At 64.6% G+C, this 13802-nt stretch carries 12 protein-coding genes; 11 read left to right on the plus strand and 1 reads right to left on the minus strand.

The annotated features are described in order from the left end of the window. Positions 1-89 precede the first annotated feature (89 nt). The 5 genes from mutS to AAA969_RS14770 all read left to right on the plus strand — a co-directional run bounded on the left by mutS (position 90) and on the right by AAA969_RS14770 (position 8921). Positions 90-2783 carry a DNA mismatch repair protein MutS gene (gene mutS, locus AAA969_RS14750; RefSeq protein ID WP_425325012.1) on the plus strand — a complete coding sequence of 898 codons (2694 nt, stop codon included), beginning with the start codon at positions 90-92 and terminating at the stop codon, positions 2781-2783. A gap of 35 nt (positions 2784-2818) precedes the next feature. After that, positions 2819-5629 carry a [protein-PII] uridylyltransferase gene (locus AAA969_RS14755; RefSeq protein ID WP_338247075.1) on the plus strand — a complete coding sequence of 937 codons (2811 nt, stop codon included), beginning with the start codon at positions 2819-2821 and terminating at the stop codon, positions 5627-5629. A gap of 2 nt (positions 5630-5631) precedes the next feature. Continuing rightward, positions 5632-7176 (plus strand): murein biosynthesis integral membrane protein MurJ, encoded by a 1545-nt coding sequence (gene murJ, locus AAA969_RS14760; protein ID WP_338247077.1) that lies wholly within the window; start codon positions 5632-5634, stop codon positions 7174-7176. Positions 7177-7237: 61 nt separating this feature from the next. Beyond that, entirely contained in the window at positions 7238-8275 is a 1038-nt protein-coding gene (trpS, locus tag AAA969_RS14765; protein WP_338247080.1) for a tryptophan--tRNA ligase, read from the plus strand. A 100-nt stretch (positions 8276-8375) separates the two neighbouring features. Further along, positions 8376-8921: a copper chaperone PCu(A)C gene (locus tag AAA969_RS14770; RefSeq protein ID WP_338247083.1), complete on the plus strand. Its 546-nt coding sequence runs from the start codon at positions 8376-8378 to the stop codon at positions 8919-8921. A gap of 79 nt (positions 8922-9000) precedes the next feature. Here the strand turns inward: AAA969_RS14770 and AAA969_RS14775 are convergent, their stop codons facing one another. Then, positions 9001-9627, minus strand: coding sequence for a hypothetical protein (locus AAA969_RS14775; protein ID WP_338247084.1), 627 nt, complete (start codon positions 9625-9627; stop codon positions 9001-9003). Between the two features lie 78 nt (positions 9628-9705). Between AAA969_RS14775 and AAA969_RS14780 the strand changes: the two genes are divergently transcribed. The 6 genes from AAA969_RS14780 to AAA969_RS14805 all read left to right on the plus strand — a co-directional run bounded on the left by AAA969_RS14780 (position 9706) and on the right by AAA969_RS14805 (position 13754). Continuing rightward, positions 9706-10182, plus strand: coding sequence for a universal stress protein (locus AAA969_RS14780; RefSeq protein WP_338247087.1), 477 nt, complete (start codon positions 9706-9708; stop codon positions 10180-10182). Positions 10183-10250: 68 nt separating this feature from the next. Beyond that, positions 10251-10814 carry a NifU family protein gene (locus AAA969_RS14785; protein ID WP_338247089.1) on the plus strand — a complete coding sequence of 188 codons (564 nt, stop codon included), beginning with the start codon at positions 10251-10253 and terminating at the stop codon, positions 10812-10814. Between the two features lie 56 nt (positions 10815-10870). Then, positions 10871-11521, plus strand: a complete 651-nt coding sequence (gene tsaB, locus AAA969_RS14790; protein WP_338247092.1) for a tRNA (adenosine(37)-N6)-threonylcarbamoyltransferase complex dimerization subunit type 1 TsaB — start codon at positions 10871-10873, stop codon at positions 11519-11521. Further along, a complete protein-coding gene (locus AAA969_RS14795) occupies positions 11518-11979 on the plus strand; it encodes a GNAT family N-acetyltransferase (RefSeq protein WP_338247094.1) in 462 nt (153 codons plus the stop codon). Before tsaB ends, AAA969_RS14795 begins: the two co-directional genes overlap by 4 nt. Before the next feature lie 37 nt (positions 11980-12016). Further along, positions 12017-12436, plus strand: coding sequence for a Fur family transcriptional regulator (locus AAA969_RS14800; RefSeq protein WP_338247096.1), 420 nt, complete (start codon positions 12017-12019; stop codon positions 12434-12436). Between the two features lie 43 nt (positions 12437-12479). Next, complete coding sequence (locus AAA969_RS14805) at positions 12480-13754, plus strand: TCR/Tet family MFS transporter (protein WP_338247098.1); 1275 nt, start codon at positions 12480-12482, stop codon at positions 13752-13754. The last annotated feature ends 48 nt before the right edge of the window (positions 13755-13802 follow it).

A 13802-nucleotide genomic window follows, 5' to 3' on the forward strand; every position in this document is an offset into this window, starting at 1 on the left:
CTTGTTACGTCTGAAGTCCCGGGGCTTACAGCGCTCTAGCCGCTTCACACCCTTGCACGCAAGGCGAAACCTCGCCACCGTCTGCGCCGATGACTGCCATGTCGACCCTTCCCGTGCCGCGCGATCGCACCTTCCCCTCCGCTGAGGGTGCGACCCCGATGATGCAGCAATTCCTCGAATTGCGCGCCCAGGCGCCAGCCGATGCGCTGCTGTTTTACCGTATGGGCGACTTCTACGAGCTCTTCTTCGACGACGCGGTCCGGGCCTCGGCGGCTCTTGACATTGCCCTGACAAAACGGGGCGAGCATCAAGGCGAACCGATTGCGATGTGCGGCGTTCCGGCTGCTACAGCGGAGGCCTATCTGGCCCGTCTTATCAAGGCCGGATTCAAGGTTGCGGTCGGCGAGCAGATGGAGGACCCGAAGGCGGCCAAGGCGCGTGGCGGCTCCAAGGCCGTCGTCCAGCGGGCGATCGCCCGCGTGGTCACGCCCGGCACGCTGACCGAGGACAGCCTGCTTGATCCGCGCGTGTCGAACCGGATTGCCGCGCTCGCCCAATCGGTGACGGGTGAAGCGGCCCTGGCCTGGGCTGATGTCTCGACCGGGGATTTCCGGGTGTCGCCGGTGGCCCCAACCAATCTCGCCGCCGAGATCGCGGCGCTCAACCCGGCTGAATTGCTGGTCGAGGAGCGTGCCTTCGGGGAGGCGGCCCTTCTTGCGCCAAATGCGACGTTGACCCCGCTGCCGCGTGCGAAATTCGATCCGGCCTCGGCCGAGCGCCAGCTGAGGGATCAGTTCCGGGTCCAGGAACTCACTGCTTTCGGTGATTTCTCGAAGCCGGAATGCGCGGCCCTGGGGGCCCTGCTCGACTATCTGGCCCTGTCCCAGGCGGGGGCTCCGGCAAAATTGGCGCCACCACGCCAGGTGAAGGCCGGGGCCAGCCTGGCGATAGACCCGGCGACCCGGGCCAGTCTCGAGATCGAGCGTACGTTGTCAGGGTCTCGTCAGGGGTCATTGCTGGATGCCATCGACCGGACGGTCACGGCGCCCGGGGCGCGGCGGCTGGCTGAACGTCTGGCCCGGCCGCTGACCGATGTGGCGATGATCGAAGCCCGGCTGGACGCGATTGCCTGGTTTGAACGGGCGCGGTCACACCGGCGCGATCTGCGCGATCGTTTGCGCCAGGCGGGTGATGCCGAGCGGGCCCTGTCCCGGCTTTTGCTTGGACGGGGTGGTCCGCGCGATCTCAAGGGTCTCGCAGCGGCGCTGCAGGAAGGCGAAATGATCGCATCGCGCCTGCTCGACAACTCGTTGGATGCTCCTCCGGGCCTGATCGCGGACGGGCTAGAGGCGCTGGTGCTGGGCGACAAGCCTGATCTCGCGGCCCTGGTCACCGATCTGGAGCAGGCGATTGTCGACGAGCCGCCGCTCCTCGCGCGGGATGGCGGCTTCATCGCCGAGGGATGGCGGCCCGAGCTGGATGAGTTGCGGCAATTGCGCGATGCCTCGCGGCGGGTCGTGGCCGGCTTGCAGCAAACCTATGCCGAGGCGGTCGGGGTCAGCGGGCTCAAGGTCAAGCACAACAACGTCCTCGGCTATTTCGTGGAAGTGACAGCCAAGCACGGCGATGCCCTGATGGCGGACGAGCGCTTCATTCACCGCCAGACCATGGCCAATGCGATCCGTTTTTCGACCACCGAGCTGGCCGAGCTCGAAGCCAAGATCGCCTCGGCCGGGGACCGGGCCCTGGCGATGGAGCAGGACGACTTCGCGGCCCTGCGCGACCGCGTCGAGCAACAGGCCGCTCCGATCCGCGCGGCAGCGCGAGCGCTGGCGGATTTCGACGTCTCCGCCGCCTTGGCCGAATGGGCCGAGGACAGCGAGGCCTGTCGACCGATCATGTCGGATGACAGTGTGTTCCGTATCGAGGGTGGGCGCCATCCGGTGGTCGAGCGGGCGCTCGCCCGGGCCGGTGATGGCCGGTTCACGCCCAATGATTGCCATCTCGACGGGGCCGGGGACGAGGCGGCCCGGCTGACGTTCGTGACCGGTCCGAACATGGCCGGTAAGTCCACCTTCCTGCGCCAGAATGCGCTGATCCTGATGCTGGCCCAGTCTGGCTGCTATGTGCCGGCCCGAATCGCCCGGATCGGGATTGCCGACCGGCTGTACTCGCGGGTCGGCGCGGCTGATGATCTCGCCCGCGGCCGCTCCACCTTCATGGCTGAAATGATCGAGACAGCGGCGATCCTCAATCAGGCAACCCCGCGCAGCTTTGTCATTCTGGACGAAATCGGACGCGGTACGGCGACCTTTGACGGACTTTCCATCGCCTGGGCTGCGGCGGAGCACCTGCACGCGGTCAATGGCTGCCGGGCCTTGTTCGCGACGCATTATCACGAGCTGACGCGGCTCGCTGATGACCTCGATGCGGCCGCCAATGTCTCGCTGAAGGCGCGGGAGTGGAAGGGCGAGCTGGTTTTCCTGCATGAGGTGGGTCGTGGCGCGGCTGACCGGTCCTACGGGATTGAGGTCGCGCGTCGGGCCGGCCTGCCACGGGTCGCGGTCAAGCGCGCCCAGTCCATTCTGGCGCGGCTCGAGGCAGACGGAACCCCGGCGGCTGCCCTCACCGACCTTCCCCTGTTCGCGGTTGCCGAACCGGATCCCGAACCGTTTGTTTCCGAGGTTGAAACGCGTCTCGCCCAGATCGATCCGGACGCGCTCAGTCCGCGCGAGGCGCTGGAAGTCCTTTACGCCCTCAAGGCGATGACGAAGAAGACGTGACGCCGCCACGTGCGGTGAACTAGATTGGCCCCACGATGAAGATGCCTGCCCTGCCCGCTTCGCTGGATGGTCTGCAATTGCGGGCTCAACTGGCTGCCGCCCTGTCCCAACAGGGTTGGGACTCGCCGGCGGCGCGCGCGGCGGCCCTCGCCCATGTCCGCGGCGCAATCGAACGGTTTCGGGCTCAGGCCTTCGCGAGCCTGTCGGGGGCCGGGGGTGGTGCGATCGCGGCTCACCGGCTGTCCGAGGGCATGAGCGCCTGTCTGCACGCGCTGTTCGACTCCATGGCGGCGGCCGATCCTGTCGGGTCAGCCGGCGTTGCCCTGTGTGGTCAGGGTGGATTCGGTGCCGGTGAGCTGGCGCCGTCCTCCGACATTGACCTGATGCTCATCAAGCCCGACGCGGCGCGCGAGGCAACGGACGCCTTCCTTCAGCAATTTCTCTACGCCCTCTGGGACCTCAAGATTGATGTCGGCGGCGGTGCGTGCCGGACGGCGGATGAAACGATTGCCCTGACCAGCGAGGATGCCTCCGAGCGCACCGCGCTGCTCTCGCTCCGCCATCTCGCCGGCGACGAAGCGGCAACGGCAACCCTCGCCCAGCGCTTTCGCGATGAAGTCGTGGCGGGCGACTTGCCGGCCTTTGTTGAGGCCAAGCTGCGTGAGCGCGATGCCCGGATCGAGAAGGCGGGCCGGTCTCGCTATACAGTCGAGCCCAACCTGAAATCCGGCAAGGGCGGTCTGCGCGACCTGCAGCTCATGCGCTGGCTGGCGCAATTCCTGTACGGCGCCGATGCGTTTGAGCGTTGGGTGGGAAGTCGCCTTCTCTCGGTCGAGGACGTGTCGAAATACATTCTGGCCGATGATTTCCTGTGGACGGTCCGTTTCCACCTGCATGAGCTGGCCGGCGGCAAGGATGAGCGCCTGACCTTCGACGTCCAGCCCGAGATTGCGGCGCGGATGGGCTTTGAGGACGGCGAGACGGAGAGCGGTGTGGAGCGCTTCATGCGCCGCTATTTTCGCACCGCCATGAATGTCGGGGCCCTGACCCGTCTGGTCTGCGCCAAGCTGGAAGCCGATGCCTGGAAATCCAAGCCCAAGGGACTGGCACGCTTCCTGCCACCGGGTATGGATGCGGCTGAAGACGCCGATGTCGGCGAGTTCATTGTCCGCGATGGCCGTCTTGATTTTGCTCATGCGACCCAGATCCGCGAGGATCCGATCCGTCTGATGCGCTTCTTCCATGTTGCCGCGTCGCGCCGGCTGGACCTGCATCCCGAAGCGGTTGCCCGCATCGGGCGGACCCTGCATCTGATCGATGATGATTTCCGTCGTGCCCCGCGGGCGGCGCGCGCCTTCTTTGCGGTGCTGCTCGATAGCGCGGCACCGATGGCTGTACTGCGCATGATGACCGAGGCCGGCGTCCTCGGTCGCTACCTGCCGGAGTTTGGCGATATCGTCGCGCGCACCCAGTTCAACATGTATCACCGCTATACCGTCGATGAGCATACCCTGCAGGCGCTGGGGTTGTTGCGGGAGATCGAGGACGGGCTGCACCCGCTCGATCATCCGCTATCGACCGGATTGCTGCCGCTCATCCAGAACCGTCGGGCGCTGCATCTTGCCGTGCTGCTTCACGATACCGGCAAGGGGGCTGGCGACCAGTGTATCGAAGGCGCGGCCCGTGCCGTCACCGCTTGCGAACGCATGGGGCTGGGCGAGGCCGAAACCGAACTGGTCTCCTGGCTGATCGCATCACACCTTCTGATGAGCGATACCGCCCAGCGGCGCGACCTGTCGGATCCGCGAACCGTGGCTGATTTCGCGGCAGCCGTCGGGTCGGTGGAGCGCTTGCGCCTGCTGACCGTGCTGACTGTTGTCGATATCCGGGCGGTCGGTCCAGGCGTGTGGAATGGCTGGAAGGGTCAGTTGATCCGGGAGCTCTACTCGGCCACCGAGCAGGTCCTGTCCAGTGATGGCGACAACCTGCAGCTGGCTCGCGAAACCCTCGCCGACAAGGCGGCGCTGGCCCGCAATCGCATCCGGCCACGCCTCGAGCGGGTCAATCCGGACTTTGCCGCCTGGTGGACGGCGGAATTGAATGACGCTTACTGGACCGCTTTCTCGGAGGAAGACCGCTTTCGTCACGCGGCCTTCGTCCGGCATGCCCGTACGGGCGGTTTGCAAACCTCTGCGGCGGTCCGCGTCGATCGGCGGCGGGCGGCGACCGAGGTGATGATCTGGTCACCGGATCGCGAGCGTGTGTTCGCCGATATCGTCGCCGCCTTTGCCGAGGCCGGGGCCGATGTGGTCGGTGCGACAATCAACACGACCTCCTCGGACCAGGTTTTTGACATTTTCTATATCCAGGACGCGGCGGGTCAGCCTTACGGTCGGGATGACCCGCTCAAGCGCCAGGCTCTGGTGGCCTATCTGCGCGAAGTGGCAACGGGCGAGATCACTGTCCGACGCCACCCGGCAGCACCGCTCAAGCGCCGGGATGCGGCCTTCCGGGTCACACCGAGTGTCACGATCTCCAACGAGATTGCCGAACAGGCGACGGTCATCGAGGCATCCGGTCGCGACCGCCCGGGCCTGCTGGCGGATCTGGCCGATATTCTCGCCGACGAGCACCTTGCGCTCACTTCCGCCCAGATCGATGGCTATGGCGAACGGGCAACCGACGTGTTCTACGTCACTCACGACGACCATAAACTGGTGGACGAGGCGATCACCGAACGTATCCGCAGCGGGCTTCTGGCCGTGTTCTCCGAGAATGAGACCGCCTTCGACAAAAAGGCCGCGCAGCGCGGCATCGCCCGCGCCCGGGCCAGTGTTTTGAGGTAGAGATGCGGCTTTTGCGGTCCACGGCAGTTGTTGGTCTGCTGACCATGGTCAGCCGCGTGCTCGGCCTGGTGCGGGAGATGTTGCTGGCTGCGGCGCTCGGGGCCGGCGCTGTCACGGATGTCTTTCTGACGGCCTTTCAGTTTCCCAACCTGTTTCGCCGCATTTTTGCCGAGGGCGCGTTCAACTCCGCTTTCATCCCTCTCTATGCCGGAAAGCTGCAGAGCGACGTGCCGGATGAAGCGACTGTTTTTGCGCGACAGGTGATGTCGGTCCTGCTGACCGCAATGGTCGTGATCGTCATTGGCGCCCAGCTATTGATGCCGTGGCTGATGTATCTGCTGGGACCGGGTTTTATCGGCGATCCAGACCTGTTTCAGCTGGCAGTTCTGCTTACCCAGATCACCATGCCGTATCTGCTGATGATGTCGCTCAGCGCCATGCTCAGCGGCGTACTCAATTCTCATGGCCGGTTCGCGGTCGCTGCCGCGGCGCCTGTCCTGTTGAACCTGACCCTGATCGGTATCCTCGCGCTTTCGCCGGCGGCGGGACCGGACCTGGCGCTGCATTTGTCCATTGGTATCAGTCTCTCCGGCATAGCCCAGCTGATCTGGCTTTTCGCGGCATGCCGGGCGACCGGATTGCGCATGAGCGTGACCTTGCCCCGTCTCACGCCCGGCGTGCGGCGGCTGATCGTGCTGGGCATCCCGGGCGCCATGGCGGCGGGCGTGACGCAGATCAATATCCTGGTCACATCGTCGATCGCCACGATCGAGGAAGGTGCCCGGTCGTGGCTCTATTATGCGGACCGGCTCTATCAGCTGCCCTTGGGCGTGGTCGGGATTGCCATGGGGGTTGTCCTCCTGCCAACCCTGGCTGGCCGTGTGCGGGCCGGGGAGCTTCAATCCGCCTCAAACGCGATGAACCGGGCACTGGAAATCTCGATGGCGCTGACCTTGCCGGCGGCGACGGCGCTGGCTGTCATTCCCGTCTTCATTGCGTCGGGCCTGTATGAGCGCGATGCGTTCACGCCACAGGACGCCATGATGGTCGGCCAGGCCTTGGTTCCGTTTGCCATCGGATTGCCGGCCTTTGTCCTGATCAAGGTCCTGTCGCCGGGCTTTTTTGCCCGCGAAGACACCATGACCCCGATGAAGTTTGCCACCATCGGCGTGGCCGTGAACCTTGTTTTCGGCTTGATCCTCTTCTTTGGGCCACTGGGTTTTGCAGGGCTCGCAATCGCCACAGCGCTTGCCGGCTGGGTCAACACGATCCTGTTGGCCGTCACACTCCGGCGCCGGGGTTTGCTCGAGCCCGATGCGCGACTCCTCGGCAAGCTGCCGCGCATTATTGCGGCCTGCGCAATCATGGCGGCCTTCCTCCTGACCGCAGAGCATTATGCTGACCCGCTGCGCGTCATTCTGTTCGACTCGACCCTCGCCACCCTGATTGTCGTGTGCGGCGCTGGCCTCGCTGTCTATGGCCTGGCGGCGCTTCTGACCGGCGCCTTGCGACCCTCCGAGGTGCGCGCCGCGCTCAAGCGCTCTTGAGGCCGGGCCTCGCGCTGGTTAAGACGCTTGTCCTGATCCGTCTTACCCGCAAGGCCCTCCCATGAGCGACACGCCCACCGATTACCAAGGTCCGCACCGCGTCCTGTCCGGCATGCAGCCGACCGGCCGGCTTCATCTCGGCAATTATCTTGGTGCGTTGAAGAACTGGGTCGCCCTGCAGGAAGACCCGACCCGCGAGTGTTTCTACTGCGTGGTCGACATGCATGCGATTACCATGCCGCATGACCCGGCGGCCTTGCCGGATTCAGTGCGCTCGGCGGCCGCAGCCTATATCGCCTCCGGCGTGGATCCCGAGAAGAGCACGATTTTTGCCCAGTCGGCCGTGCCGGCTCATGCCGAGCTGGCCTGGATCCTGAACTGCGTTGCCCGCCTCGGCTGGCTCGAGCGGATGACCCAGTTCAAGGACAAGGCCGGCAAGGACAAGGAGCGCGCCTCCGTTGGCCTGTTCACCTATCCGGTCCTGCAGGCGGCTGACATTCTCGTCTACAAGGCGACCGAAGTGCCGGTTGGCGAAGACCAGAAGCAGCACCTCGAACTGTGCCGCGACATCGCGGCCCGCTTCAACCGCGACTTCGGCAAGGGCGAGGCTTTCTTCCCGCTGACCGAGCCGGTGATCCAGGGACCGGGTGCGCGCATCATGAGCTTGCGTGACGGCACGGCAAAAATGTCGAAGTCGGACGTGTCCGACAATTCCCGCATCAATCTCGAAGATGACGCGGACATGATCGCCAAGAAGATCAAGAAGGCAAAGACGGACCCCGAGCCGCTTCCGGCAACCGTCGAAGAGCTCAATGGCCGCGCCGAGGCGACCAATCTTGTCGGGATCTACGCGGCGTTGACCGGACAAACCAAGGCCGATGTTCTCGCCGAGTTCGGCGGACAGGGTTTTGGCGCGTTCAAGCCGGCTCTGGCAGACGTCGCGGTCGCTTATCTCGCACCGATTTCCGACGAGTATCGCCGCCTGATATCCGACAAGGCCGAGATCGACCGGATCCTCACCAAGGGTGCCGAAAACGCCCGCGCGGTCGCCCAGCCGATCGTCGATGAAACCAAGAAGGTCATCGGTTTCTGGGGCTAGGCTTTTTGCCGTACTCGCCGGAAGCTCCGGCTTGGACTAAAGCTGGGACAGATCGCGCAGCCGGTGTTCGCAGCGCAGTGGCTACCGCAAGGAAGACATCATGAAACAGTTCGCATCCCTGGCCGCTCTCGCACTTGCCCTGACAGCCTGTAGCGGGGCGGACGAACCCGTGGCCGCCAGCGGCGAGCCGCACGGCGATGGCCTGCATGCCATGGCGTCGGACGGCCCCATGGCGGCCTTGCCGGACGACGTGGTCACGCCGATTGTGGAAATCAGCGACGCCTGGATCAGGCCGCATCCGCAGGGCCGTGACGTGACGGCAGCCTATTTCTCGGCCCGTTTGACCGACGGTCAAGCGGACCGGTTGTTGTCAGCCCGTATCGATGGAGCCGAGCGGGTCGAGATGCACGGCCACAGCATGGATGAGCAGGGCATGATGCGGATGCGTCCGATCGGCCCGCAGGACCTGACGAGTGGCGAACGAATGGTTTTCGCGCCGCGTGGCAACCACCTGATGGTGCATGGTCTTGCGCCGGTCTTCGAGGGGGATCAGGTGACCGGTGTGCTCGTGTTTGAACGGGCCGGCGAGGTCCCGGCCGAATTCAGCGTCCAGGCCATGCCGCCGGGCTCGGTCTCTGAGGATTAGGGGCTGGGCATCAGGCCCTAACGACCCGGCACCAAGCTTCGGGTCTTTTGGCTGACGGTTCGAGTCCGAGGTCGCAGGGTTAACGAGGTGTTACCGAACCCTCTTTTCCTGCCAGCGCCGGATCGGACTCTCCCGCAGGATCAGGGTTTTCAGTGGGCGTCTCAACCGTGTAGGTCGTCGGGTCATAGGTTTTGGCGGCCCGCGGCCAAAACAGCCGCATCAACCAGACCCCCAGAGCGATCGCCGGTATCAGCGCGAGGCCGATCGCGTTTTCATCGATCAGGAAGAGTTTGGTAAAGGCGCCGGCCCCTACGAGCGCAAGCAGGGCGCCCAGACCGGTCATGATGGCGAGGAATGATGTGGTCGAGCCTTCGAGATAGCGTACCGGTCCGGGCTGCTCGCGAAGGCCGAGATGGAGGGCGCGGAGAAGATCGCGGAAGTCTCGGGCATTGGCCTCCCATTGGCCGACGCCAGCCCAGCGCATGGACCCGAAGACGGCCTCGTGACCCGCGTCATCGGTGACCCGGCAGACGACCTGGCTGCTCTGGCCCGCCATCGCGATTGCCAACCGGACCTGGCGAACGCTGGCAAGCGCCATGCGGCCCTCTCCACCATCCCCGATCCCGCGCCAGACAAGGGCGTCCGACTCGATCGAGAAAATCCGGGCCGGCGTGCCGGCATTGCGGCGGTCTCTCAGTTCGGTCACGCTCATCATTCTCCCTTTCGCAGCGGGGGTTAGCATGAATTGCTGGACGTGTCGTCCGGCAGACGCCAAACTCGCTTCATGCCTGAGAGCTCGCGCAAATTCCTGGTTGTTGCCGATGACAGTTCCGAGTGTCGGACTGCGCTCTATTTTGCCGCGCGGCGGGCCCAGGCTACCGGGGCCCATGTCGCCATCCTCGCAACGCATGAGCCGGGTGATTTCAGCCATTGGATCGGCGTCGCCGAGACCGCCAAGCGGGAAGCGGAGACCGCGGCTGAGACGCTGCTCGAGTCGATGGCCGAAGATGCCGAGGCCATCACAGGCGAGCGTCCGGAGCTGCTTCTGCGTGAGGGCGACCGGCGGACGGTCCTGTCTGAATTGCTGGAAGAGGATCCGCTGATTTCGCTGCTGGTCCTGGCCACGTCGGCGAATGGCGATGGGCCGGGCCCGATGGTCACCGCTCTGGCCCGCGGGAAGGGTCTGTTTTCGGGGCGTGCCGTCCCGGTCACGGTCGTGCCGGGCGATATGGATACCGCCGAGATCGACGCCCTCGTCTGATATCCTCACGCCAAGTATGGTTGAATGCGGGCCGAAAGAGCGCCAAGTGACAGTCAGGAGGCCCTGCCATGTTTATCCAGACTGAAGCCACGCCGAATCCAAACACGCTGAAATTCCTCCCGGGTCGCGAGATCGCGCCGGACGGGCCGCGCGAGTTCGAGAGTGAGGAGGATGCCGCGGACGCTCCGCTGGCGGCTGACCTTTTCCTCGTCGATGGTGTGAGCGGTGTGTTCTTCGGAGAAGACTTCATCGCCGTCACCAAAACCGACGCTTATGAGTGGGATCATATCAAACCCTTCCTGCTCGGAGCGATCATGGACGGCCTGCAATCGGGTCGGCCCTTGATGGGCGCTGCCCAGAGCGAGAGTGGTCACGCCAATTACGCCGGAGAGGATGAGGGCCTGGTCAAGGAGATCATCGAGTTGATCGATACCCGGGTCCGCCCGGCTGTTGCCCAGGATGGTGGAGATATCCTCTTCCACTCCTACCTTGCTGACAGCGGCATTGTGCGTCTGAAAATGCGTGGCGCCTGCGCCGGCTGCCCATCCTCGACGATGACGCTCAAGTCCGGAATCGAGAACCTGCTCAAGCACTACATCCCGGAAATCCAGTCGGTCGAAGCGGTCGAGTAACCCTTCCGCCGGCCAAGCCGCGCGGAAGCTTCGACCTGACGGTGATTATCCGCTAAATGGCTCGCATGACCTTGCTGGCGATAGATACCACCGGTGAACACTGCACCGCAGCGCTCCGCCTTGCGGACGGACGCGACTTCGTTCGCAGCGAGTCGATCGGTCGCGGCCATGCCGAGCGCCTGGCTCCCATGGTTGAGGCCGTTCTCGCCGACGCGGGTATCGCCGCGTCCGAGCTCTCGCGGATCGGGGTCACGACCGGGCCCGGCAGTTTTGCCGGTACGCGGGTCGGCGTCGCCTTCGCCCGCGGCCTGGCCCTCGCCTGTTCGGCCCAATGTCTGGGCCTGTCCAATCTCGCGGTGCTAGCGCAGCAGGCGGGGCCGTGCCCGGCTCTTGCCGTGCTGCATGACGCCAAGCGCGGCGAAGTCATCCTTCAAGTCTGGATTGACGGCGAAGCCGGGTTGGCCGAGCGGTGTCCGGTGTCCGGGATTGCTGAGCGACTGGCGCAGATGGGTCTTTCCCATTGTGCGGTGACCGGGTCCGGCTCGATCCATCTCCCTCCGGGTTTCGAAGAGTTGGGCGTCACCGAGCTTGACCCCCGAGTGATGCTGGCAATGACGGCCGACTTGTCGCCGGCGGACTGCCCTCCCTCGCCTTTCTATGCTCGTCCGCCGGATGCCAAGCTCCCCGGCGGCCTGTCGCCGACATGACGGGGCTGGTCGAGCGGGTCTGGCCAACCGGCGCCGGCGATCTGGCGCAGCTGCACGCCCGCTGCTTCGAGGCCGCGTGGTCGAGCGGCGAGATCGCGTCACTGCTCAACCTGCCGGGCTGTTCCGGCTGGGCCTGCCGGTCCGGTACAGAGATCATTGCCATGGCGTTGTTTCGCAGCGCGGCGGACGAGGCAGAGTTGCTGACACTGGCAACGAGCCCGGATCACCGCCGCCTCGGCCTTGCTGACAAAGTGCTGACAACGGCGGAAAAGGCTCTTTCTAGTCAGGGTGTTGCCAGAATTTTTCTGGAAGTCTCCGCGCGCAACTCGGGCGCGCAGGCTCTTTATCTGCGGGCGGGCTATGGCGAGATCGGCCGTCGGCGGGCCTATTACCGGGACGGCAGCGATGCGCTGGTCCTCGAAAAATGGCTGCACAAAGATGGACAGATGACCCCGTGACCGCCTATTTCTCGACCCATCTACGAAGGGATAGATCATGCCGGACAAGATCGAGAAGCTTTGCGTCGACAAAGGGCTGCGGATGACGGATCAGCGCCGCGTCATTGCCCGTGTTCTCTCGTTTTCGGATGATCATCCGGACGCGGAGGAGCTGCACCGCCGCGCCTCCGAGGAAGACCCCCGTATCTCCCTCGCCACGGTCTACCGGACGGTTCGCCTGTTCGAGGAAGCCGGCATTATCGAGCGCCATGATTTCCGCGACGGAAGGTCGCGCTATGAGGAGGTCGGTGACGAGCACCACGACCACCTGATTGACCTAAAGTCCGGAGAAGTCATCGAATTCGTCAATGACGAGATCGAGCGGCTGCAGGAAGCGATTGCCCGCAAGCTGGGCTACAAGCTTGTTGATCACCGGCTGGAACTTTACGGCGTACCACTCAAGAGCGCCGACGATTAGGCGCTGGGCCCGGCGCCAGGTCGGACCACCTCAAGGAAACGCCATGTCTGCCCGCCCGCCCGGTCAACACGCGGTCATCTTCATCTTCATCACCGTGTTGATCGACATGATCGGCTTCGGCCTGATCATTCCCGTGATGCCCGAGCTCATCGAGGAGCTGACCGGGCTTCAGGCGAATAACGCCGCCGTACTGGGCGCCTGGCTGATGGTGTCCTATGCCGGGATGCAATTCATTTTCGCGCCGATCGTGGGCGGCCTGTCCGACCGTTTCGGGCGCAAGCCGGTCCTCCTCGCGGCGCTTGCCGGTTTCACGATCGACTATCTGATCATGGGCTTCGCGCCCGTCTTCTGGTTGTTGGTGGTGGGACGCATTCTCGCCGGGATTTTCGGCGCCAGCTATTCCACGGCAAATGCCTTTATTGCCGACATCACTCCGCCCGAGCAGCGTGCAGCGCGGTTTGGCCTGATCGGGGCAGCGTTCGGCGTCGGTTTCACGCTCGGTCCGGCGATTGGCGGCCTGCTGGGCGACAATTTCGGACCGCGCGCACCCTTCTTTGCGGCGGCGATCCTGGCCGGCGCCAATTTCGTTTATGGCCTGATTGTCCTGCCGGAGACGCTGAAGTCGGAAAACCGGCGCAAGTTCGATATCATGCGCGCCAATCCACTGGGTTCGCTCATGCAGATGCGGAAGTATCCGGCCGTACTGGTGCTGATGTCGGCGATCTTCCTGATGCTGCTCGGACACTCGGTCTATCCGGCTATCTGGGCCTACTACACCGACTTCAAGTTCGGCTGGGGCCCGCGCGAAATCGGACTCTCTCTGATGGCAGTCGGCCTGTCCTCGGCCATCGTGCAGGGTGGTTTGACGCGCATTCTGGTGCCGCGCCTTGGCGAGTGGCGGGCGATTACCCTGTCATTGTCGCTCGCGGTCATTGCCTACGCCCTCTACGGCCTCGCGACCGCGGGCTGGATGGTCTACGCGATCATCGTGTTCGCGGCGCTGGGCGGTATCGGTCAGCCTGCGCTTCAGGGCGTCATGTCGCGGATCGTGCCGCAGAATGCCCAGGGCGAGTTGCAGGGCGCGATGACCTCCCTGCAGAGCCTGTCGATGATTATCGGCCCGCTGGTGATGTCGCGGGTGTTTTCGCATTTCTCCGAGGATGCATCGGTGGTGACCTTCGCCGGGGCCCCGTTCCTGCTGGCCTCCGGGCTGACGCTGATCGCGCTGGTCATCGGTCTCTCGGCGCGTCGCCATGATCCCGGTCCGAACAGGAGCCCCGCGACACCGCCTGCGCCGGTAAGCGACCCGGCGGAATAGGGATCGGTTGGCTGGATCGACTGGCAGGCCTTGCGTTGAGACCCCATA

Source organism: Maricaulis maris (assembly GCF_036322705.1).
GTDB lineage: Bacteria > Pseudomonadota > Alphaproteobacteria > Caulobacterales > Maricaulaceae > Maricaulis > Maricaulis maris_B.

Coding starts and splice junctions, on each gene's coding strand:
- AAA969_RS14780 (WP_338247087.1), top strand. CDS start 9,706: ATGCCTGAGAGCTCGCGCAAATTCCTGGTTGTTGCCGATGACAGTTCC.
- murJ (WP_338247077.1), top strand. CDS start 5,632: ATGCGGCTTTTGCGGTCCACGGCAGTTGTTGGTCTGCTGACCATGGTC.
- trpS (WP_338247080.1), top strand. CDS start 7,238: ATGAGCGACACGCCCACCGATTACCAAGGTCCGCACCGCGTCCTGTCC.
- AAA969_RS14755 (WP_338247075.1), top strand. CDS start 2,819: ATGAAGATGCCTGCCCTGCCCGCTTCGCTGGATGGTCTGCAATTGCGG.
- mutS (WP_425325012.1), top strand. CDS start 90: ATGACTGCCATGTCGACCCTTCCCGTGCCGCGCGATCGCACCTTCCCC.
- AAA969_RS14785 (WP_338247089.1), top strand. CDS start 10,251: ATGTTTATCCAGACTGAAGCCACGCCGAATCCAAACACGCTGAAATTC.
- AAA969_RS14795 (WP_338247094.1), top strand. CDS start 11,518: ATGACGGGGCTGGTCGAGCGGGTCTGGCCAACCGGCGCCGGCGATCTG.
- AAA969_RS14805 (WP_338247098.1), top strand. CDS start 12,480: ATGTCTGCCCGCCCGCCCGGTCAACACGCGGTCATCTTCATCTTCATC.
- AAA969_RS14800 (WP_338247096.1), top strand. CDS start 12,017: ATGCCGGACAAGATCGAGAAGCTTTGCGTCGACAAAGGGCTGCGGATG.
- tsaB (WP_338247092.1), top strand. CDS start 10,871: ATGGCTCGCATGACCTTGCTGGCGATAGATACCACCGGTGAACACTGC.
- AAA969_RS14770 (WP_338247083.1), top strand. CDS start 8,376: ATGAAACAGTTCGCATCCCTGGCCGCTCTCGCACTTGCCCTGACAGCC.